Genomic DNA, 20,799 nt, shown 5'->3' on the forward strand with positions numbered 1-20,799 from the left:
CGCACGCGACCCACCGAGGTCAATCGCGGCGTCGTGCTTGCTGGCCGAAACAGTCGAGCCAAACGCCCCGCGACCGACAGCGGCGCTCACTGCGGAGGCTCTACCAACACGCGTTGGTGCCCCACGACGAGCGTTGGCAACTTCCTTGGAGAGCAATAACCCACCTGTAGCGATTGCCGGGGGAGCTCAGCCGCCGTATGCTCCTTTGCATGCGTGCCCCTGCGCTTGCCCTGTTTCTCTGGGGGGTGAGTTCTGCTCCGCTCGTCGTATCCGCGAGCGTTACGCCCCCCGCCGAGGCGGAAGAATCGCCGATTCTCGAGCAGGTCCGCGAACTCGACGCCGTCATGCGCCCCACCGCCGAACGGCTGCTCGCCTGTGGTTCGGAAGAGTCCTTCCTCGCCGCACTCGACACCGAGCTGTGTCGCACCGAAGGGTTGGCACGACTCGTCGCTATGATGCGCGAGCTCGACGGTGAAGCCCTGACGGCCGCGCTCGCCGACTTCTCCGCTCGCACCGACGAATCGGTCGACGCCTCCGTTTTGGTGACGACAGAAGAGCTCCGCGACGAGCTCCGGCACGGCTTCGAGGACGCGGCAAAGCTCGCGCGACTTCTGGTCGGCCCGACTGACTCGGAATTCGTCCGCCAGACTCAGGCGCTGTCGCAATACGACCCACAGCAGCTGGCGGCCGCGGGCATCGCGGAACTGGGCGGCCCCCGACTCTCCCCCCAGGACCGTCGCGTAGGGCTCGCTGTTCTCCGCTCCACCGGCGCCATGTTCGTGCTGGCCGTCGCCGCCGACACAGGCAGGACGATGCCTCTCTGGATGGCGGAGCTCGCCGTTCGTTTGTGGCGCCAGGGCCACGAGCAACTCCTCGCACACTACGAGCACCGGTCCGCACCAGCGCTGCGAGAAGAGCGCTCGACCCCCATCGCATCGCTGCTGTTCTCGTTCGTCTGGCTGGAGCCCGACGCGTTGGCCGACATCTTGACGCGCGAGCCGGCAACCTTGCCCTTGCTGCGAGAGATCGCTACCAACCTGCCCAAGTTCTTCGGCGGCAGCATCGATCACCTGCGCCTTCGCCCGAACCTTCACACCGACGGGGCCAGGGACGAGCTCGCAGTCGACGTCTGCGTCACCGCCGACGCACAGGGCGCCCCGGAAGCCCTGGAGCGCTTCGACGAAGCGTGGTGGTTCGACGCGGCGCGAGCGTCCAACATCGAGATCGTGGTCGATCTCCGTCGAGTCTGAGCTTGAACTCCATGTTCGACTGGATGACATTCCATGGGCTGGCCGTCGAGCTCGCCACTCGAGAGGATGTAGCCGCACACCGCAGCGCGGTCAGCCGTGCCTACTACGCCGCATTTCACGCCGCCCTCACCCACGCGGAGCGACGCGGCGCGTCCCTGCCCAAGGTCGAGAAACACGCCGCGCTGTGGCAGTGGTTCGACCCGCCCCCACCCATTCCCGGGCGCACGCGGCTGGAGACGCGGATCGGCAAGAACGGCAGGCGCCTCCGCGCGAGCGCGAGTGTCAGCAAGCAGCTCGCGGAGAGCATGCAGCTCGCACAGTCGCTCCTCGTCGATCTCGACGAGCTCGGGGGCATGCCGCGCCCTCGGTAACTCCGCCTTTTTAAAATCTGGCTACAAGGCTCGCATGATTCGTCGTTCTCGCCGCGCGGCCCCGCAGAGTCTGGCTACGAGATCCGCATGAGCTCGCCGAGCTAGCCGCGCAGTGACGCAGTGTCTGGCTACGAAGCCCGCATGAACTCGCCGATCTCGCCGCGCAGCCACGCGGTGAAATCTGCAAACTCATGGGCCTCCGCCGACACTCGCCCGCCGCCCTCGCGCTTGCGGGCGAACAGCGGCTCCTCCGGGTGATGGCAGCACACGGCGTGCTCGGGGCCGGGCGCGCTGGTGTCGAAACACCAGTGCCCGCCGCCGCCCGCGTCGGCGAACGCGACCAGGTGGTCGGTCGTGATCGCGTGCTCGCTGCCGTCGTCGTCGACCCACCGCACCTCCGGGCCGACGCGCACGTGCTCGCGCGTGTGCGCGGCCGCCTCGCGCGGCGTGTACACGCAAAGGTCCACTACCTCGCCGGCCGCGTCGAGCACCCGCAGCGAGCCGAACGCCGCCATGAACGCGCGCCAGCTCGGCGGCGGCACGAACTCGACCGCCGGCCGCAGCGCCGCCACCAGCTCGTCGATCGCGGCCGCCGGCGCCGCGCCGTAGACGGCCCCGAGGTCGCGCTCGGCCGCCGCGGCGATCAGCCCGTACACCAGCGCGTCGAGGCTCTCGGCGCCGCCCTTCCCCTTGGAACCTGTCTTCCGCGCCATGTCCTTGACGCCCTTTCCCTTCGGACCTGTCCTGTCCGTCATCTTCTTATAATCTCAAAAGATTCGTCAGAAGCGGAGCCGCACCCCGGCCCCGCCGGTCCACTGGAGGCGGGTCTTGCCAAGGGCGATGCTGTCGAGCTTGCGCTTGGACTTGACCGACTGGACCAGCAAGCCGACGCCGACGCCGGCCAAGATGATGCCGAACAGCCCGATCCAGTAGCCGCCGGCGACCAGCGCGCCGCTCGGCTTCTTCGCGTCCATCAGGGGCCCCATCAAATGCATCGTGTTCCAGGCCTGCGCCTCCTCGTACGCCTCCTTGCGCTGTACGTGGATGACGAGCATCGCCACGCCGCCGCCGAGCCCGCCGAGTCCCAGCGCCAGCGTCCCCGCGCCGAGCCCCATCTGCCGCTTGTAGGCGCCGGCGATCCGCATGCGCCGCCGGCCGAGCTCGTCGATGCGCTGATCGACGACCAGCTGCTCGTCCGGCGAAGCGTGCGGGCGGAACGCCTGGTACTCGCTGACGGCGGTGCCGAGCTTGCCCTGCGCTTCCGCCAGCACCGCCAGGTTGAAGTGCATCGGTCGCCAGTTCGGCGCGAAGAAGGCGACGCGGCGGAACTCTTCCTCGGCGTTGACGTAGTTCCCCTTATTAAAATGGTCGACGGCTCGGGTCGCGTGCTTCTGGGCCTGGTCGTTCAGCTCGTCCGAAGTCTCCGCGGTCGACGGCGCCGGCCCCTCCGGCTCGGCCGCGCGGACGCTCGCCGGCAGCGCCAGCGACGCCGCGCACGCGCCCGCCACGAGCGCGCGGCCGAAGCGGCGACATGTCCCGGAGAACATGTCTGAAAAGACCCACATTCTCATTCCGGAGGCGCGCAAGGCGGTCTGCAAGTCGGCTTCCCTCTGCATCATGTCCTGCACGCCATGTCCCGAAGGTCAGAAGCGGAGCGTGACCCCGGCCCCGCCGTTCCACTTGAGGCGAGTTTTGCCGAGGTTGATGCCGTCGAGCTGCCGCTTCGACTTGATGGCGTTGCGCAACGGGATGATCGAGTACGCGACCAGGAGGAGACCGAAGATCGCCAGGTAGACGCCGCCGTAGAGCATGCCGGTCCGGCGCTTGGTCAGGTCGGTCGCCTCCGCGCGGAAATCGTTCGCCTGTTGCTGCAATGCAGTCTGGTAGTCGGGGTTGGCCGCATAGTCCGGAATCATCGCCTCGGCTTGATCAGCCGCGTCGTTGTATTCCTCAGCCCGGTTGCCATTGCGCGCCATGATGGCGAACAGAGCTCCCGCCCCGCCGAGGCTGCCGAATCCGAGGATCATCGCACCCGCACTCAATGCGATCTGCCGCTTGTACGCCCCCGAGATCTTCATCTTCCGCCGCCCCAGCTCATCGAGCCGCTGATCGACGACCATCTGCTCGTCGGGCGACCCGTGCGGCCGGAACTCCTTGTACTCGCTGACGGCAGTCCCGAGCTTCCCCTGCGCCTCCGCGAGCACACCCAGATTGAAGTGCAGCGGCCGCCAGTTCGGCGCGAAAAAGGCCACCCGGCGGAACTCTTCCTCCGAGTCGACGAACGCCCCATTTTTAAAATGTTCGACCGCCTTGGTCGCGTGCTTTTGCGCCTGCGGGTTGAGGTCTTCCGAAGTCTGGGCGGTCGACGGCTCCGGCCCTTCCGGCTCCGTCGCCATCGCCACCGACGGCATCGCCAGCGTCGTCGCACAGATCGTCGCCACCGCCGCGCGGCCCAGCTTGCGTCCTGTCTCTTTCAGAAAAGAAGAGTGCATGTCCTTGAGCACCTGCAGCAGCATCACTCGCCATCCTTCGGCACGATCTCGTACGACTTCGTCACCCGCGACCAGCGGGAGATGGGCACCTGGGACAGCGCCTTCTCTAGTTTTTCGGCGTAGGCCAGACCTTCGCCCGCGTCCATCGCCGCCGGCTTGAAGCGGTCGAAGTCTTCGCGGTGCGTGAACGCGTAGACCACCAGCGTCTCGCGGGCGGCCGTCTTCGGATCGCGGAGCTGGGCCTTGAGTCCCTTCTCGTCGGGGCTCGGCAGCACCAGGTTGCTCTTGCCCTTCACGGTCGCCAGCGGCACTGCGTCGCTGGGGTACACCACCGCGCCCATCCCCGTCTCTTCGAGCACGATCGCTATCAGGTACGCGGTCTCGTTGGCCGAGAACTCGAAGTGGATCGGCTCGCCGTCGGTCAGCTTCTCCGGCATCTTCACCCAGAAGTCGAACTGCTTCTGCTGCGCCGCGCGGTCGTAGCTGAACGCGTAGGCCTGCGGGTCGCCCCACTCCATGCTGTCGAGCGCCTCGGTGGCCGCCTCGCGGCCGCCCTCGACGCCGATCCCTCCCTTGCCCACGCGGCCCTTCGCCGCGCCTTCGGCCGCGCGGACCAGCTTGCGGAAGCCGGAGCCGACGCGGACCGACTTGACGATCACCTCGCCGCACGGCCCTTCGGTGTCGGCGGTCAGCGTCTTGACGTTCTGGATCTCGTACTCCGCCTCGACCGAGCGGCCGTAGCGGGCCTCGAGCTTCAGCATGTCCTTGTAGCCGCCGGCGAACGCGGTCAGGTCGCCGAGGCCGACGCGGTACTTCTTCTTGTAGCTCGACGACGACTCCTTGACGCGCACCTCGCAGCCGGGCGCGCGCTCGTCGGCGATCGTCCACGCCCCCGCGGAGGTCACCCGCACCTGGCGGCCGAGCAGGTTCTCGGCGTCGCCGGTCGGCTCGAGCAGGAAGTGGGTGTCGGACGAGAACCCGCCGATCTTCTCGGCCACGTCGCTGTCGGCCTTGGGCGCGGCGAGGAAGCCCTGCTTCGTACATGCCCCGAGGGACATGCCCCAAAGTACAGTCACGGTCAGCAGCGCGGCGCGGCTCATCGCGAGTACCCCCAGGAGACGATGAACTCGTCGGCCGCGCTGAGCTTCTTGCCCAGCGTCAGGTGCGGCGTCTGCTCGCGGTTGGCCTTCTTGGCCTCGCGCTTGACGCGGGGCCCGATCCACTCCGCCAGCTCCTTGAGCGAGATCTGGCCGTCGCCGTTGATGTCGCCCTGGCCGCTGCCGATCGCCTCGATCAGGTACTTCGAGAACAGCCCGCCGGAGCCGTCGGCGGCGGGGCCGGAGATCTCCGCGCCCGACGAGGCCGACAGCATCGCCACGCGGGTCTGCGGCTTCACGTCCTCGACGCGCACCAGCGGACGTGTCCCCGGGGCCAGGACCGATCGGCCGCCCGCGCCGGAGAAGCACGAGTCGGCCAGCGCCAGCACGTCCTTCGCCTTGGTCTTCTCGAGGTCGCCGAGGACCTCGGTCATCGGGATCGCCGTATCCTTCAGGTACTGCGGGTCGCCGTCGAACGGCACGATGTAGCTGACGCCGGACGTCGGCTCGGGCGCCCCGTGGCCGCTGAAGTAGAAGTACACGCGGCCGCCGCTCGGCACGTTGGCCTGCAGCCAGCGCATCTGCTTGGCGATGTCCGTGCGGCTGGCGCGGTCGTCGAGCAGCACCTTGATGTTGTCCTCGGGCACGCCGAGGGTGACCCGGGCCAGCTCGGCGAACTTCTCGGCGTCCGTGCGGGCGCCGCCGGCCGGCGTCACGTCGCGGTACTTCTCGATGCCGACGATCAGCGCGTACGCGGTCGGCTGGGGCGACGCCGACACCATCGCGCCGCCGCTCGCCTTGCCGCCGCCGCCACCGCCGCCGCCGCCGCCGTTCCGCTGGCTCGGCTGATCGGCCGCCGACCGCCAGTCGGAGCCGCCCGAGCCGCGGTCGTCGCGGTGGTCGTTGTTGGCGAGCTGCGTCTCGCTGCCGCCGGAGCCCATCGAGCCGGCGTCGACGCGCAGCTCGCTGGGGATGATGAGCGGGGGGAGCTCATCGATCGGGGTGGCGGTGGCGATCTGCTGTTGTTTGCAGGCCGGCGTCAGGAGCAGCGCGGCGAGGGGTAAAACGATGCGACGCGACACGGGGAGTATCCATATCCGTGCCCCGCTGCTACAGTCAACGAGCCCCCGGATGATCGAAGTCGTCGATCTCACCAAATCCTTCCCGATCTCGCGCCAGCAACGGCGCGAGCTGGCTGCCGCGGGGTCTCCCGCTCCCGGCAATACTCCTGCTCCCGCTCCTGGAGCCGCGAACGCGTCGAGCCTCCAGGCGGTCGCCGGGGCCAGCTTTCGCTGCTCGCCGGGACGCGTATTCGCGCTCCTCGGGCCGAACGGCGCCGGCAAAACCACTGTTTTGCGCATGATCGCCACCCTGCTCCGCCCGGACGGCGGGCGGATCTCGATCGCGGGCGTCGACGCCCTCGCCGACCCGGTCGCGGCCCGCCGCAAGCTCGGCTTCCTCACCGGCTCGACCAAGCTTTACGAGCGCCTGACCGCCGAGGAGAACGTGCGTTACGCCGCCGACCTGCACGGCGTCGGGGCGGCCGACTACAAGCGCCGGCGCGACGCCCTGTTCGGCGCGCTCGGCATCGACGCCTACGCCGGCCGGCGCGCGGCGCAATTGTCGACCGGCATGAAGCAGAAGGTCGCGATCGCCCGCACCATCATCCACGACCCCGAGGTGGTGGTGTTCGACGAGGCCACCTCCGGCCTCGACGTCATCGCCGCGCGGGCGATCATCCAGCTCATCCAGAACTGCCGCACCCAGGGCAAGACCGTCCTGTTCTCGACCCACATCATGAGCGAGGTGACGATGCTGGCCGACGACCTGGCGGTGTTCCACCGCGGCCGCGTCCTGGCGATGGGCGGCCTCGAGGAGGTTTTGGCCCGCGCCGTCGACGAGCGCGGCCAGCGGCGCACGCTCGAGGACGAATTCGTGCGGCTCATCGACGCCGCCGAGGGGGTGCGGACATGAGCTCGCCGGCCTGGGTCGTCTTCCGCAAGGAGCTGCGCGACACCCTCCGCGACCGCCGAACGCTGGTGGCGATGGTCGTCGTGCCGCTGCTGCTGTTCCCGCTGCTGATGGTGGGGATGGCCAAGTTCTCGCAGTCGCGGGCCGCCGAGGCGCGCGACAAGACGCTCGCGGTCGCCGTCGCCGACACCGAGGCGAGCTCCGGCCTGGCCGAATTCCTGCGTCAGGAGCCAGGTCTGGAGATCTCCGAGGTCCAGGACGTCACCGCCCTGCCCGAGCGCGTGCGCACCGAGGAGCTCGACGCGGCGATCGTCATCCCCGCCGGCTACGGCGCCCTCCTGGCCTCGTACTACCCGGCGCCGCTGCAGCTGCTGCACAAGTCGAGCGACGACTTCGACATCCCGCGCACGCGGCTCGAGCAGGCGCTCGGGCGCTTCGAGCAGAAGCTGCTCGACGAGCGCCTGCGGAGCTTCGGCGTCGAACCGCGGGTGCTCGACCCGCTCGACATCCAGCGCACCGACGTCGTCAGCTCGCGCGAGCTGTTCGGCAAGCTGCTCGGCGGCCTCCTGCCGTACATGTTCATCATCTTCTGCTTCACCGGCGGCATGTACCCGGCCATCGACCTGGCCGCCGGCGAGAAGGAGCGCGGCACGCTCGAGACCCTGCTGTCGTCGCCGGCCAGCCGCCTGCAGATCGCCCTCGGCAAATTCGCGGTCGTCACCCTCACCGGCTTCACCTCCGCGCTGCTGGCCACCGTCGGCATGTACGTCAGCGTCGCGCAGGGCGTCGAGGGCATCCCGCCGGCGGTCCTCTCGGCCATCCAGAGCGTCCTCGCGCCCGGCACGATCGCCCTGGTGCTGGCGCTGCTGCTGCCGCTCAGCGTGTTCTTCGCCGCCGCGCTGCTGATGCTGTCGCTCTACGCCCGCTCCTACAAGGAGGCGATGAGCGTCATCAGCCCGCTGATGATCGTCGTCGTCGTGCCCGCCGCGATCGCCCTGGCCCCGGGCGTGCGCCTCGGCCTCGTCACCGCCGTGGTGCCGGTCCTCAACGTCTCGCTGGCGACCCGCGAGATCATCGCCGGCACCGCCGACCCGCTGCACCTCGCGCTGGTGTTCGCCTCGCTGCTGCTGCTGGCCGCCGGCGGCATGGCGGCGTGCGCCCGCTGGTTCTCCCGCGAGGACATCGTATTCCGCTCGTGAAGCGCACGAAGGAGATCCCCGTGCCCGCATGGGCGGGGGATTCGTCGTTGTGAGGCCCGCGCGAACGGTACTGCGCAGGCCGTGAGCGGGTCGGTCCGTGTATGCACATAGAGGCGCGGGGGGCGAGAGTCTCGCCGCTCCGTTCGCTGCAGCCGCGACGATCGCGCGGCGCAATCGTGGCATATACGAAGAACCCCCAGTCGTGAAAGGTGCGTGTGGGGGCGGAGAGGTCCGGGCTGCCCCCCGCTGGGCCGACCGTCGGCGGCGCCGGAATGCGCATGAGACCGCTGCGAATGGTGCCTGTCGCCCCCGAATGGTGATTCGGCGAGACACATCAATGGCGCGAGACTACGGACATATGTCCGCCGGACAATTGCCCACTCATGCCATTCTCCTCCGCTGGAGCAACCTTCGTTCACATCACGCCAATGTTGCAGGCATGCGGCTGCGCGGTCGACTCTATGCATATGTAAGACACGCCGCCCGGCGCTGACCGCGAAAAACCATTTCCTGGCGTACTCGCCGGCGTGGTAGTGTGGCTGGGTGAATGGGAGGGGCGTTATGAAGGACTCGAATCGCGTAATCCTGGTGGCTTCGATGCTGTGTGTCGGGGCGTCCTGTTATGACGGCACCGACGGCGACGCCGATGCGTTGAGCGCGCGCGAGCTGGAGTACAACGCCCCCGTGCTGAACGGGCCGGTGCTGCAGGGCCCGGTCCTCAACGGCCAGGTCCTCCAGGGCATCATCCTCAACGGCCCGGTGCTGCAGGGTCCGGTGCTGCAGGGCCCCGTTCTTCAGGGCCCCGTCCTCCAGGGCCCCGTCCTCCAGGGTATCAAGCTCAACGGCCCCGTCCTCCAGGGCCCCGTCCTTCAGGGCATCAAGCTCAACGGCACCCTCTTCTCCGGCAAGATCGTCAAGAACGGCGCCCAGATCCCCGTCAGCGGCAAGGACTTCATCGGCTCGGAGTGGAGCCTCCACGTCGGCACCGTCATCGACGGCGTCGACCACTACGAGGATTACGTCCTGCGCTTCAACAACATCTACCAGTCGGCCGAGCAGGACGACGTCTACCTCTACGATATCGTCCACCGGCCCAAGAACGGCGGCCAGTGGAAGTCGCTGTGCGTCGACGAGAACAACCTGCCGGTCCCGGCGGTGCCGCTGCGCAACTACTGGAACCTCGAGACCGGCGATCGGGTCGACGACGACAACGTCATCACCTTCGCCTGCAAGAACGCGGTGCTGGCCAAGTGTACCCTGTGGGGCTACCGCCCGTGGGCGTCCGCGACCCGCTGCAAGGACTGGGAGAAGGGCAAGAAGTGCGGGCCGATTTCCCTGGTCGATTACCACCAGGCCTGTACGCGCATGGCCCGCGCCGACTACTGCGGCAACGGCGAGCCGTGGACGATCAACGGCAACGCGATCGACCTGTGGGACCACCTGTCGCCGCAGATCGAGTCGCCGACCACCGATTGGTTCATCGAGGCCGAGTGGACCCCGGACGGCGCCTACTGCCTCAACGACATCCGCATGCAGTCGCTCAAGGCGGAGGGCCACTACCCGGCCTGCTTCCTCGACAAGAAGGGCAAGCCGAAGACGATAGGCGACTGCGGCTCGCTCAAGAACCACCGCGCCCTCATCACCAGCACCTTCAACAAGGACGAGAGCGACGACGACGACGACGACGACGATGACGACGATTGCGGCAAGGGCCACGGCAAGGGCTACCACGATCACGACGATTGATCATACCCGCCCCCTGCCCCTGCACCCGGCCGTCGCTGGCGACGCGCCGGGTGTCGTCATTCGCGAATCACCACAGGCGCCGACACCCGTGATTCGCCGGCCCGGCGCTCACGACGCGCGCGCCTGGGCCCGGAAGCGCGACGGCGTCGTCCCCGCCCAGTGCTGAAACGCTCGCGTGAACGAGTTCAGCTCCTCGAAGCCGAGCAGGAACGCGACCTGGCTGGCGTCGAGGTCGGTGCGCGTGAGCAACCGCCGCGCCGCCTGGTCGCGCACCTCGTCGAGCAACCGCTGATAACTGGTGCCAGCCTCCTCCAGGCGCCGCTGCAGCGTGCGCGTGCTGACCCGCAGGTCGCGGGCGACCTTGTCGACCGAGGGTCGCTCGCCGCACATGCGCCGGCACAGCGCCAGCCGCACATCGTCGGCCAGCGTGCGCCGGCGGTCCTGCGCCGCCAGCTCGGCGTCGAGGCCCGGCAGCAGCAGCGCCAGCAGGTCGGCGTTGTGAGTGACGAACGGCTCGGCCAGCGCGGCCGCCGGCAGCACCAGCAAATCGACGGGCGCGTCGAAGTGGACCGGACAGCCGAAGTGCCGCGTCAGCAGCGCCGCGTCGGCGCGCCGGCGCGTCAGCTCGACCCGCAGCGGCGTGACCGGCTTGTGCGCGCCGCGCCGCAGCATCGCCAGCACCGACGCGAAGGTGCCGTCGACGAGGAAGCGCGGTGGGTCGCCCTCCGCCAGCAACCAATGGAAACGCACCCGCGCCTCGCCCTCGACCTCGCTGACGATCACCTCTTCGGGGCACACCAGTCGCTTGTACTTGCCGAGCTTGGCCAGCGCGTCGCCGACGCTGGCCGAGTGCAGCGCCGCCTGCGCGGCGATGTCGAACTTCTGCGGCATCGCCTCGGCCCCGAGCCGCAGCCCGAGGTCGCGCGAGCCGGCCAGCGCCTCGATCGCCTCCCACAGCGCGAAGAACTCGGCGGTGGTGAGGCGCCCGCGCGGCGGCCCGAGCACGGCCGGGCTGACGCCGGCGCGGGCGAGGATCTGCGCGACGTCGAGGCCGAGCCCGCCCAGCCGCTCGAGCATCACGCCAGGGACGGGGACCAGGTCCGCCATCGCCCTCATTGTCGCACGGCCAGCAGCATCTTCGCCACCGGCGTGTCGGCGAACGGCGGCAACCCGTCGAAGTCGGTCGAGCCGCCGAGCGCGGCCCACCGCTCGTCCTCCGCGGCCCGCTGCGCGGCGACCATCCTGGCCAGGAACTGCGCGTCGGTGCCGAGGAGCAGCCGCAGCGGCGGATCGGGCAGCTCGGCCAGCTGCACGATGGCCCGCCCGCCGCGCGCCGGGTCGCCGCGCGAGCCGTCCTGGCCCTGGCGCACGCGCTCGTTGAACGCGCCGACGGTCTGGCGATAGTCGTCGTGGATCGGGTCGGAGCGCATCGACGAGCCGGCCCAGTCGGTGCGAAAACCGCCCGGCTCGACGATCGTCACGCGGACGCCGAGCGGGCGCACCTCGGTGTGCAGCACCTCGGAGAAGCCCTCGAGCGCCCACTTGGCCGATTGATAGGACCCGAGCCCCGGGCTGCCCCTGCGCCCGCCGATCGACGACACCTGAATGACGTGGCCCGACCGCTGCGCCCGCAGCACCGGCAGCGCCGCCCGGGTCACGTGGAAGGCGCCGAAGAAGTTGGTCTCGAACTGGGCGCGGAAGTCGGCCTCGCTCACGTCCTCGATCGAGCTGACGTTGGCGTAACCCGCGTTGTTGACGACGACGTCGAGCCGCCCGAACGCCTCGACCGCCGCCGCGACCGCGCGCTGCGCCGCTCCCGGATCGGTGACGTCGAGCGCGACCGCGCGCGCCCGCTCCGGGTGCGCTTCGACCAGCGCGCCCAGCTGCTCGGGCTGCCGCGCGGTGGCGACGACGCGGTGCCCCGCCGCCAGCGCGGCCTTGACGCTCTCGGACCCGAGCCCGCGCGAACCTCCGGTGATGAGCCAGACCTTGGACATCTCTCTCTCAGCCTTTCGGAGCCGGCGTTCGGCTCACGAAGGCAGGATGCGCCCGGCCGGCCGGGGCGGAAAATCCGATCGCGCCAGAGTTTTATCGGATTGCGCCACGCGGCCAGGTCGGCGAATTTCGCCTTCCAAACAACGTTCTTACGGACACCGAGGACTACCGCGACCCCGTCTTGCGGCTCTGGGCCTGGCGCTGGCACACCTGACCCGAAGACCCTGTCACCGAGCTCGTCCCCGGCAACCAGGTGGCGCTGACTCTTTGCGCCTTCGGCTCATCTGGCCCCAAGACCAGGTCCCAGCGCCGGCGGAGAGACGCCCTGCTGCCCGCGACTTCTCTTTAAAAAATGTCCCTGAGGCCATGTTCATGAGCGACCGGGACTCGAGGTTCCCTGCCGCCTGCGGCTTCGCTATCCCATGTCCCCAAGACCATAACCCGAAGTCCCTGCCGCCCGCCGCTTCGCGCTCATCTGGCCCGAAGACCAGGTCGATCCACCAGGCGGCGAGATTCCGCGCTGCCCGCGGCTTCGCGAGCAGCTGTCCCGAAGACCAGATCACCACGAACGCGAGCTGTGCGCCCCGCGGCTTCACGCCGGCGCGCACAGGTGCTCGGCCAGGACCGCGACCGGCTGCTCCCACAGCGTCTCGTAGGCCACGCTGAGCAGCTCGCGCGAGCGGCGGCCGCGGCCGTAGGCGGCGCGCAGGCGCGCGAAGTAGGCCCCAAGCCCGCGGACGCCGTCGCGGCGGACGCGGAGCGCGGTCGAGAACACCAGCACCAGCGCGGCCGACGGTATCCCGAGGTTGCCGAGCACGAACGCCTGCAGCTCCATCTCGCCGAGCTCGTCGGTGGCGTAGCCGGTGATCACGTGGAACAGGTCGTGGGTCTCGCGGTAGCGCTTGCCCAGGTAGTCGAGGTCGTTCTCGACCAAGAACTCGGTGACGAACGGCTGGATGCCGTTCGCCCGGAAGTAGCGGACGAACTCGTGCCCGAGCGTGCCCGCGGGCAACTGCGCCAGCGCCTCGAGGTCGAGCTCGCGCCCCTGCAAGGTGGGCCGCTCGGCCAGGAGCCGGCGCCCGGCCTCGCTGCTGCGCCAGGCCCGGGCCAGGCCGCGATACACGTCGCTGTCCATGCACACGTTGAGCAGCGGCCCGTAGATCGGGTGCCCGGCGTCGTGCTTGAGCACGTTCAGCGCCTGTAGGCCGAGGCGGATCCGCGTCGCCAGGGACGCCCCCTCCGGCACGCTCGGGATCGCGGCGGGCTCCTGCGGGCGCACGGACGGCTGCTGCATGGCTTTGGCGTAGCAGAAGTGGACAGTGGTGTCCACTTACGGATCGGCTTACAGTCCCGCCGTGGCCGCCGACGCCCAGGACGACTCCCCCCGCCGCCGCGACGCCCGCGACAACCGCGAGCGCCTGGTCGCCGCCGCCCGCGAGGTGTTCGCCGAGTCCGGCTTCGACGTCCCGCTCGACGCGATCGCCCGCCGCGCCGGCGTCGGCCGGGCCACGCTCTACCGCAACTTCCCCGACCGCTACGCCCTCGGCTCGGCGATCTTCGAGCACAACCTCGCCACCCTCGAGGCGCTCGCCCGCGCGCACGTCGGCCGCGCGGACGCCTTCACGATCCTGCTGTCGGCCATCATCGAGCAGCAGATCGCCAGCCACGCCCTGGTCCCCGCGCTGATGACCGGGCCCACGGCCCCCGACCTCGAGGCGCTGCGGCGACGCATGACCCGCCTGCTCGCGGCCCCGCTGCGCCAGGCCCAGACGGCCGGGCAGATCCGGCGCGACCTGGTCGCCGCCGACGTGCTCTCCGTGATCGCCATGGTCTCCGCAGTGGTGATCCACGCCCCCTCCGTCGGCGCCCGCCGCCGCCGCGCCGCCCGGGCCCTGCAGCTCGTCTTCGACGGCCTGGTCCCGCGCAGCTGAGCGTTTCTGGCGGATGCTCGAAGGGACATGTCCAAGAGGACATCAGCGTCCTCGCGGCCTGGACTCTCGCCTACGCCTCGTGTCCGAGTCCGCCGAGCCGCGGCCCAGCCGCCTGGCGCATCCGCGAGCGCGCTCAGGCGCATGACCTCGAGAACATGTCCGATGCGCCATGCAGCGCGTCACCGCGCGCGCCGGGCCGGCGCCGCCAGCCAGCCCGCGAGCTCCTCGGCCACCGCCGCGAACTCGAACGCCTTGGCGTTCACCCCCAGCTGGATCATCGCCCCCATCACGAACGACGTCACCACGCGCCCGCCGGCCCGCGGCTCGAGGTCCTGCCGCAGCTCGCCGCGCGCCACGCCGTCGCGCAGCAGCGCCTCGATCATCCCGGCCCAGAAGTCGTGCAGCGAGCGGAAGGCCGTCCGCGCCGCGCGGTCGCGCTGGCCTCGCAACACCAGCTCCAGCATCACGCGCCCGAGCTGCGGATCGTCGCGGAACAGCTCGCCTGCGGCCGCCAGGTGAGCCGCCACCCCGTCGCCGCCGCCCCGGGCGCCGGCGGCGACGAACCGCTCGCGCACGTAGGCGATCACCGCGACCACCAGATCTTCCTTGCTGCCGAAGTGGTAGTGCAGCGTGGCGATGTTGACCCCCGCCCGCGCCGCGACCTCGCGCGTGCGCAGGCCCTCGAGCCCGCGGTCGGCGATCGTCGCGTAGGCCGCCTCGAGCAGCGCCGCCCGCCGCTCGTCCGCCCCGGGTCGCGGGCGCCGCGTGCCCGCGTCACCCTCCTCGCCGACCCGCGCGCGCGAGCCGGCCACCACGCGAGCGCCCGCCGCCGTCCCTCGCCCACGCTCGCTCCCCGCCCGCACGACGCGTTCGCCGGCCACCTTGGCCCGTCGGACCTCGTCCACTTCGCCGACCCGCCGCTTCTTCGGCCCGCTCGCCTCGGCCCGTCGGACCTCGTCGGCCGGTCCCGCAGGCCGTTTCTTCGGCCCGCCCGCCTTCGCCCGTCGAACCTCGTCGGCCGGTCCCGCAGGCCGTTTCTTCGGCCCGCCCGCCTTCGCCCGCTGCTCCTCGCCGGCCCCGGCCGCACTCCGCTTCTTCGTCTCGCCCGCCTTCGCCCGCTGCTCCTCGCCGGTCCCGGCCGCGCCCCGCTTCTTCGGCCCGCCCGCCTTCGCCCTTCGGACCTCGGCCGCCTCGCCCACCCGCCTCTTCGGCCCGCCCGTCTTCCCGGCCGCTTCGTGCCTCGCCCGCGCCATCTCGCCGCTCGACGGTAGGCGCGGGCGCGCTCGCGGTCAAGCGACTTGACCGCCCCGCCGGGCCGGCGTAGACGTCCAATCAATTGATTCAATCATCTGATTGAAACCACAGGAGGACCCCATGCTGACAGCCCTGCGCAACCGGACGATCGCCGCCGCCTTCACCGCCTGGACCGCCGCCGTGCGCGCCCGCCGGGTGCTCGGCAGCCTCGGGCGACCGCGCCTGCGCCTGCTCGACCACGTCACGATCCCGGTGACCGACCTCGCCGCAGCCCGCCGCTTCTACTGCGACGTGCTCGGCGGCGTCTTCCTCATGGAGGTCGACGCCGCCGCCCTGGCTCAGTTCGGCCGCCCGCCCGCGCCCGACGACGGCGACGGCACCTTCCACGTCTCGCTCTACCTCGGCGGCGCCACCCGCATCGACCTGTTCCTCCAGCGCGACGGCCAGCGCGCCCCGCTGCGCGGCCACCCGCACCACGCCTTCCGTGTGGCCCCGCGCGACCTGCCGCGCTTCCAGGCCCGCCTCCACGCCCACGGCGTGCCGACCGAGGGCCCGCTGCAGCTCGGCTTCCCCGGCCAGGCCTCGCTCTACTTCAACGATCCTGCCGGCAACCTGCTCGAGCTGACCTGCACCGGCTACTCGCGGCCGATCCCGGTGCGCCCGCCCGACCTGTCCGGCCTGGCCTGGACCCCATGACCCGGACGCCGAGCGCTGGCGAGGTCTCTCGAATGTCCCGAAAGACATGCCCTCTGAGACATCCCACTCGAGCCGCGGCGATCGCCGACCTGATCATTCAAAAAAGTCCCGAAGGACATGCCCTCGGAGACACCTCCGAAGCTCATAAGCCAGCTCCCAGAGACATGCCCCGAAAGACATGTCCCTAGTTAGAGGAAGAAGATCTCACCGCTTCTTGAGCCCGCGGTACTTGAAGCCGATCGTCAGCTCCTCGTCGAGCGCCAGCAATTTTTCAAAGTGGACCTCGTGGCCCTGGAGCGGCAGGCTGACCGGCACCGGCATCGCCCCGTCGCCGAGCGACCCGCCGGGGGCCGCCTGGTTCTGCGCCGCCTCTGCCATCTGCGGCGTGGCCGTCTGCACGTAGTTCATGTCCTCCGCCGGGATCGGGTTCGACAGGTAGCGGACCTTGCGGAGGTTGCCGTCGATCGACCGGCGCTTCACCTTCGCGTCGTCGGGCGCGTACACCGTCCAGGCCACGTACGTGCACGGCGCGTCGGCGCGGGGCAGCGTCGCGTTGAACTGCCCGCGGCCGTTGTCGGACGGCGGCGCTCCGTTCTCGACGTACACGATCTCCACCTCGAACGCCGCCAGCTCCCCGCCTGCCGCCTGCGAGCGGACCAGCGGGATCATCACTCGCTTGTCGGCCGCCAGCGCCGGCTGGACCGCGCGCCCGCCGACCGACGCGCTCCACAGCTCGCCGCCCTTCGGCAGGGCCAGGCGCAGGAACTGGCGCCGGTTGTTGCGGATCCGGTACTTCACCGACGTCAGCCGCCGGCCCTCCCGGGTCCACATCGTGCGCGCCCGCGTCTCGTCGAGCAGCGTCACCAGCACGTCCGCGTCGACGTGCTGCCACGCGCTCAGCGGGATGCTCACGTCGGTCCCGAGGTACTTGTAGCCGAGCAGCACCGGCTGCCCGGTGATGCCGAGGATCGCCGCCGGCAGCGCGCGCACGTCGACCGGCGTCGCGCCCTTGACGTCGCCGGCGTCGACCTCGAGGTTGCCGCGCGACTCGACCCCGACGAACCCGCGCGCGCGCTCGACCCCGACCGGCACCGGCACCGGCGCGGCGACGTCCTTGATGTCGCCGCGCACCACCTTCTCCATCTCGATGCGCAGCGAGTAGGCGCCCTTGGCCGCGTAGTTGAGCTGCACGCCGAGGTTGCCCTCGCCGTCGACCTTCCACTCGCGCACGCCGGCGCCGACCACGTCGAGCACCGTCATGTCCTTGGGCACCTTCAGCGCCAGCTTGTCGACGCCGGTGAACAGGATCGTGTACTGCGCGGTCGTGGTCGCGCGCATCAGCCCCTCGCCGAGGCTGACCAGCGTGTAGACCTCGCTGAGCACGCGGCTGGCCTGCTGCGCCGCCTTCGGCAGCTCGCGCTGCCACTTGACCTCGAGCGCCCCCGTCGACGGCAGCACCGCCTCGACCACCCGCTTGTCGCCGACCACCTTGTCCGACTGCAGCTTGGCCCCCGCGACCGTGAAGTCGAGGTCCTCGCGGGCCGGCACCGACAGCACCGCCGACGTCGCCCCCGCCGGCGACAGCTGGAACGACACCCCCGACGACCCCTCGGCCGTCGTCACCGCCGCCGCGAACGTCACGTCGAGCGTCAGCGCCCCGCGCTGCTGCGTCACCAGCACGTAGTGCCCGTCCTCGATGACCACCGCCGCCTCGCTGTTGCCGATCTTCGCCGACTCGAGCGCCACCGTCGCCGGCAAAAACGGCACCTTGGCGAAGCCCTTGGCCCGCAGCACCTCCACCCTGAACCTGGCCTTGAAGACAGCCGCGTACGGCTCGCCGTCCTTGAGCTGGACCTCGCCCTCGTAGCGGGCCGACGACAGCGCGTAGTCGAGCGGCGCCGTCGTCTCCTCGGCGCGGGTCTTCTCGTACAGCTTGAGGAACTCGTCGAGCTTCATCACCACCCGCTCGGGGTCGTCGGGCGCGGCCGCGGCGGTGACGGGCGACAGGGACAACAGGGTGACGAGGGCGATCGCTGCGCTGCGCATGACTGGTTTCATTCCTTGGCGATGAGCGGCTCCTTCGCCGAGATCTCGACCGCGTACGCGGCCCCGGCGGGGAGCAGGAGTCTTTGGTAACGGACGGCCTCGCCGACCGCGGGCACGACCACCGACAGCGCCGAGGCGTGGACCTCGGGGGTCGGCATGCCCGCCGCATTGGGGCTGTCCTTTCGGCCATCTGCCTCGCTGCGCGAGCGCTCGGCCTTGAATTTGGCGTCCAGCGCCCGGCCCGCGCGGCGCGCCGCGAGTCGACCGCCGGCCCGCCGCTGCACTGCCACGACCTCGACGGTGGCCAAGGCCTGCGCCGCCCGCGGCTCCTCCGGCGGCGGCGTCGGGCCGAGCGTCCCCGGCACGGAGCGCAGCGGCACGACGTCGACCACCGCCGTGAAGTCGCGCGTGGTCTGCTCGTCGGCGGGCGGCCTGGGCGTCGTCGCCGGCGGCCGCTTCTCGACCACTTCGCCGTCGAGCGCCGGCGCGTCCGCGACGCCGCTGTCCGCTGCCGAAACGCTGTCGACCTCGAACTCTTTCTCGACGTTCGCCGCATCGACCGGCGCCTCGACCGGCTTCGCAACCTCGCCCGCGGCCGGCACGTTCTCCGCCGCCTGGGCCGGCAGCCCAGCGCTGCCGGTCGGCGTCATCAGCGACCCCGACAGCGCGTCGTCGTCGAAGTCGTACACGCTGGACCCGCTCGACTTCGCCTTGCCGCCGATCTTCTTCGTCCGCTTGCGCCGGCCCTCCGACGATTTGGTCTGGACCTGGCGGTACTCCTCGACCAGCGCCGCGTTGGTCATCTTCTGATCGACCACCTCGGTCTGCTCGAGCTGCGCCAGCTTGTCGCCGACGGCGATCGCCTGCTGATAGCTCGAGGCCGAGGCCGCGTAGTCGCCGCGCGCCCGCTCGTCCTCGGCCTTCTTCTTCAGCTCGGCCTGCGCCTGCACGTCGGCGTACGCGCGCGCCTTGGCCTGCTCGCGCACGCGACGCTGAAGGGACATGTCCTGAGAGACAGCCGATTTGCCCGCCACCACGTCGAGGTTGCTCTGCAGGCGGGCGATGTTCTCGTTCTTGGCCCCCATCCCGCGCAGCGCGTCGAGCTTGTCCTGGGCCGCGCTGAAGTCGTTGCGCATCCACGCCTGGACCGCGTCCTGGAACACCATGTCGGCCTGGGCCGCCCCGACCTCGCCGACCCCGAGCCCGTAGGTGATGCCGTCGCCGCGGGTGAACGCCGCCACCACGTCGCCGTCGCCCGCCCGCTTGCGCGAGCGGTAGCCCGGCGGCAGGTGCAGCGTCAGCCGCGACACCGCGATCGGGGCGTCGAGCGTCGGCAGCCGCAGCTCACGGATCTCGCGGCGCCGCCACTCGCTCGCCTCGCCGAGCAGGATCACCTCGACCGGGAACGACAGCAGCCCCGTCACCGTCTCGACCGAGCGCAGGAGCGGCACGATCCAGCTGCCGTCCTTGGCCCGGGCCGGCGCCGCAGTCTGACCGCCCACGCGCACCCCGATCACCTTGAAGCCGGCCGGCGGCGTCAGCCGCAGGTGCGCCGCCCGCTCGTTGCGGACCTCGTAGTGCGCCCGCACCAGCGCCCGGCCCTCGCGGCTGGTGGCGATCGTGTAGGCCGCGACGTCGACCACCACCGGCGGCCCCTCGAGCGGCACGAAGCGGAGCAGGCTCAGGCTGCCCGCCCCGGATCCGCCCTGCTGCACCAGCGCGGTCGTGGCTGTCCCTTCGACCAGGCCCTGGGCCCAGCCCGGCAGCGTCGCCGAGGCCACGTAGCTCCAGCCCGGCGCCTCGGGTACCGCCTCGACCTCGCCGTCGCGCGCCAGCTGCAGCGCCACCTCGCTGTGGAACACGTCGACCGGCGCGATCTTCGGCAGGCTCACCCGCGACTCGGCCGCCTTGCCGATCGCCTGCGACCAGCGCAGCTCGAGCTCGACGCGGTCGCGCACCGGCGCCTGCAGCTCGACGCGCACGCGGTCGCCCTCGCGCACGAAACTGCGGACATTGCCGCCGACCACCTCGAGATCCGCGCCGAGCCCTGCAGTCTCGAGCGCGAGCGTCGACACCTCGCCCTGCCGCACCTCCCACACCGCGCGGGCCCGGCCGCGCAGCTCGGCGTCGCCGACGGTCACGCCGATCCCCACCTTCGCCACCACCACCGGCGGGCGATCGGCCGCCGGCGCCGGCGGGGTCACGAACGACAGCGCGACCTCTCGCGCCCCGCTCCACTGCTTCTCGCGCACCGCCAGCGCCGCCTCGCCGTCGACTCGCAGCGCCGGCGCCAGCCCCGACGGCGCCGCCGCCTCGATCGTCCCACGCACCGCCGGCAGCAGCTTCAGCGCCACCGCCTCGCGCGTCGGATCGCCGGGCACGAACGCCTCGACCGTCAGCTCCACGCTGCCCGCCACCCGGCCCGTCACCGTGATCGCGCCCGCGGCGTCGACCTTCAGCGTCGCCGGGGCCGCGCCCCAGCGCGCCGACACCACCCGCAGCTGCGGCGCGTCGGCGAACAGCTCGCCGCTGAACCAACCTGTCCCGAAGGACTTGATCGTCCAGCGCCCGCGCAGCTGCAGCCCGCCCTCGACTGGCTGAAAAGACAGCTCGCGCCGCGCGACCCACGGCGCCGGCGCGGCGGCCTCGGCCGGCGGCTTCGTCCATTCACGGTAGCGCTCGCCGGCGATCTCCGCCGACCCCGAGGGCGGGGCCACCAGTGCGAGCACGAGCGCGAGCAACACGACGGGG

At 70.8% G+C, this 20,799-nt stretch carries 18 protein-coding genes; 7 read left to right on the plus strand and 11 right to left on the minus strand.

From position 1 onward, the window contains the following. The first annotated feature begins 209 nt into the window (after positions 1-209). Together OV090_RS39285 and OV090_RS39290 are read left to right on the plus strand one after the other, a co-directional pair. Complete coding sequence (locus OV090_RS39285) at positions 210-1,250, plus strand: hypothetical protein (protein ID WP_267709972.1); 1,041 nt, start codon at positions 210-212, stop codon at positions 1,248-1,250. A gap of 11 nt (positions 1,251-1,261) precedes the next feature. Next, positions 1,262-1,621 carry a hypothetical protein gene (locus OV090_RS39290; protein ID WP_267709973.1) on the plus strand — a complete coding sequence of 120 codons (360 nt, stop codon included), beginning with the start codon at positions 1,262-1,264 and terminating at the stop codon, positions 1,619-1,621. Positions 1,622-1,749: 128 nt separating this feature from the next. Here OV090_RS39290 and OV090_RS39295 read toward each other — a convergent pair whose 3' ends face one another. The 5 genes from OV090_RS39295 to OV090_RS39315 form a co-directional block, all read right to left on the minus strand. Beyond that, complete coding sequence (locus OV090_RS39295; RefSeq protein ID WP_267709974.1) at positions 1,750-2,376, minus strand: hypothetical protein; 627 nt, start codon at positions 2,374-2,376, stop codon at positions 1,750-1,752. A gap of 24 nt (positions 2,377-2,400) precedes the next feature. After that, the gene (locus tag OV090_RS39300) at positions 2,401-3,168 is read right to left on the minus strand and encodes a hypothetical protein (RefSeq protein ID WP_267709975.1); all 768 of its coding nucleotides are present in this window, start codon (positions 3,166-3,168) and stop codon (positions 2,401-2,403) included. 96 nt (positions 3,169-3,264) lie between these two features. Beyond that, positions 3,265-4,137: a hypothetical protein gene (locus OV090_RS39305; protein WP_267709976.1), complete on the minus strand. Its 873-nt coding sequence runs from the start codon at positions 4,135-4,137 to the stop codon at positions 3,265-3,267. Next, entirely contained in the window at positions 4,137-5,171 is a 1,035-nt protein-coding gene (locus OV090_RS39310; RefSeq protein ID WP_267709977.1) for a hypothetical protein, read from the minus strand. Before OV090_RS39310 ends, OV090_RS39305 begins: the two co-directional genes overlap by 1 nt. A gap of 38 nt (positions 5,172-5,209) precedes the next feature. Further along, on the minus strand, positions 5,210-6,292 hold the full coding sequence (locus OV090_RS39315) for a caspase family protein (protein ID WP_267709978.1): 1,083 nt from the start codon (positions 6,290-6,292) through the stop codon (positions 5,210-5,212). A gap of 49 nt (positions 6,293-6,341) precedes the next feature. Here OV090_RS39315 and OV090_RS39320 point away from each other — a divergent pair, with 49 nt between their 5' ends. The 3 genes from OV090_RS39320 to OV090_RS39330 all read left to right on the plus strand — a co-directional run bounded on the left by OV090_RS39320 (position 6,342) and on the right by OV090_RS39330 (position 10,126). Next, positions 6,342-7,184: an ATP-binding cassette domain-containing protein gene (locus OV090_RS39320; protein WP_267709979.1), complete on the plus strand. Its 843-nt coding sequence runs from the start codon at positions 6,342-6,344 to the stop codon at positions 7,182-7,184. Next, a complete protein-coding gene (locus OV090_RS39325) occupies positions 7,181-8,380 on the plus strand; it encodes an ABC transporter permease (RefSeq protein WP_267709980.1) in 1,200 nt (399 codons plus the stop codon). Before OV090_RS39320 ends, OV090_RS39325 begins: the two co-directional genes overlap by 4 nt. A gap of 561 nt (positions 8,381-8,941) precedes the next feature. After that, complete coding sequence (locus OV090_RS39330; protein ID WP_267709981.1) at positions 8,942-10,126, plus strand: ADYC domain-containing protein; 1,185 nt, start codon at positions 8,942-8,944, stop codon at positions 10,124-10,126. Between the two features lie 108 nt (positions 10,127-10,234). Here OV090_RS39330 and OV090_RS39335 read toward each other — a convergent pair whose 3' ends face one another. The 3 genes from OV090_RS39335 to OV090_RS39345 form a co-directional block, all read right to left on the minus strand. Continuing rightward, on the minus strand, positions 10,235-11,233 hold the full coding sequence (locus OV090_RS39335; RefSeq protein WP_267709982.1) for an AraC family transcriptional regulator: 999 nt from the start codon (positions 11,231-11,233) through the stop codon (positions 10,235-10,237). Between the two features lie 5 nt (positions 11,234-11,238). Beyond that, positions 11,239-12,123: an oxidoreductase gene (locus tag OV090_RS39340; RefSeq protein ID WP_267709983.1), complete on the minus strand. Its 885-nt coding sequence runs from the start codon at positions 12,121-12,123 to the stop codon at positions 11,239-11,241. A 590-nt stretch (positions 12,124-12,713) separates the two neighbouring features. After that, entirely contained in the window at positions 12,714-13,415 is a 702-nt protein-coding gene (locus OV090_RS39345) for a Coq4 family protein (protein WP_267709984.1), read from the minus strand. Positions 13,416-13,476: 61 nt separating this feature from the next. On the opposite strand from OV090_RS39345, the gene OV090_RS39350 reads away from it, so the two are divergent. After that, the gene (locus OV090_RS39350; protein ID WP_267709986.1) at positions 13,477-14,052 is read left to right on the plus strand and encodes a TetR/AcrR family transcriptional regulator; all 576 of its coding nucleotides are present in this window, start codon (positions 13,477-13,479) and stop codon (positions 14,050-14,052) included. Between the two features lie 179 nt (positions 14,053-14,231). Here OV090_RS39350 and OV090_RS39355 read toward each other — a convergent pair whose 3' ends face one another. Then, on the minus strand, positions 14,232-14,957 hold the full coding sequence (locus OV090_RS39355; RefSeq protein ID WP_267709987.1) for a TetR/AcrR family transcriptional regulator: 726 nt from the start codon (positions 14,955-14,957) through the stop codon (positions 14,232-14,234). 469 nt (positions 14,958-15,426) lie between these two features. Here OV090_RS39355 and OV090_RS39360 point away from each other — a divergent pair, with 469 nt between their 5' ends. Continuing rightward, positions 15,427-16,002 (plus strand): VOC family protein, encoded by a 576-nt coding sequence (locus OV090_RS39360; RefSeq protein ID WP_267709988.1) that lies wholly within the window; start codon positions 15,427-15,429, stop codon positions 16,000-16,002. A gap of 204 nt (positions 16,003-16,206) precedes the next feature. Here the strand turns inward: OV090_RS39360 and OV090_RS39365 are convergent, their stop codons facing one another. Together OV090_RS39365 and OV090_RS39370 are read right to left on the minus strand one after the other, a co-directional pair. After that, complete coding sequence (locus OV090_RS39365; RefSeq protein WP_267709989.1) at positions 16,207-18,048, minus strand: hypothetical protein; 1,842 nt, start codon at positions 18,046-18,048, stop codon at positions 16,207-16,209. Positions 18,049-18,056: 8 nt separating this feature from the next. Next, a complete protein-coding gene (locus OV090_RS39370; protein WP_267709990.1) occupies positions 18,057-20,792 on the minus strand; it encodes a hypothetical protein in 2,736 nt (911 codons plus the stop codon). Positions 20,793-20,799 lie beyond the last annotated feature (7 nt).

Source organism: Nannocystis sp. RBIL2 (genome assembly GCF_026626745.1).
Taxonomy (GTDB): Bacteria; Myxococcota_A; Polyangia; order Nannocystales; family Nannocystaceae; genus Nannocystis.

Excerpts from the sequence above, each read along its gene's own strand:
- OV090_RS39285 (WP_267709972.1), top strand. The coding sequence starts at position 210 with ATGCGTGCCCCTGCGCTTGCCCTGTTTCTCTGGGGGGTGAGTTCTGCT.
- OV090_RS39290 (WP_267709973.1), top strand. The coding sequence starts at position 1,262 with ATGTTCGACTGGATGACATTCCATGGGCTGGCCGTCGAGCTCGCCACT.
- OV090_RS39295 (WP_267709974.1), bottom strand. The coding sequence starts at position 2,376 with ATGACGGACAGGACAGGTCCGAAGGGAAAGGGCGTCAAGGACATGGCG.
- OV090_RS39300 (WP_267709975.1), bottom strand. The coding sequence starts at position 3,168 with ATGTTCTCCGGGACATGTCGCCGCTTCGGCCGCGCGCTCGTGGCGGGC.
- OV090_RS39305 (WP_267709976.1), bottom strand. The coding sequence starts at position 4,137 with ATGCTGCTGCAGGTGCTCAAGGACATGCACTCTTCTTTTCTGAAAGAG.
- OV090_RS39310 (WP_267709977.1), bottom strand. The coding sequence starts at position 5,171 with ATGTCCCTCGGGGCATGTACGAAGCAGGGCTTCCTCGCCGCGCCCAAG.
- OV090_RS39320 (WP_267709979.1), top strand. The coding sequence starts at position 6,342 with ATGATCGAAGTCGTCGATCTCACCAAATCCTTCCCGATCTCGCGCCAG.
- OV090_RS39325 (WP_267709980.1), top strand. The coding sequence starts at position 7,181 with ATGAGCTCGCCGGCCTGGGTCGTCTTCCGCAAGGAGCTGCGCGACACC.
- OV090_RS39330 (WP_267709981.1), top strand. The coding sequence starts at position 8,942 with ATGAAGGACTCGAATCGCGTAATCCTGGTGGCTTCGATGCTGTGTGTC.
- OV090_RS39335 (WP_267709982.1), bottom strand. The coding sequence starts at position 11,233 with ATGGCGGACCTGGTCCCCGTCCCTGGCGTGATGCTCGAGCGGCTGGGC.
- OV090_RS39340 (WP_267709983.1), bottom strand. The coding sequence starts at position 12,123 with ATGTCCAAGGTCTGGCTCATCACCGGAGGTTCGCGCGGGCTCGGGTCC.
- OV090_RS39345 (WP_267709984.1), bottom strand. The coding sequence starts at position 13,415 with ATGCAGCAGCCGTCCGTGCGCCCGCAGGAGCCCGCCGCGATCCCGAGC.
- OV090_RS39360 (WP_267709988.1), top strand. The coding sequence starts at position 15,427 with ATGCTGACAGCCCTGCGCAACCGGACGATCGCCGCCGCCTTCACCGCC.
- OV090_RS39365 (WP_267709989.1), bottom strand. The coding sequence starts at position 18,048 with ATGCGCAGCGCAGCGATCGCCCTCGTCACCCTGTTGTCCCTGTCGCCC.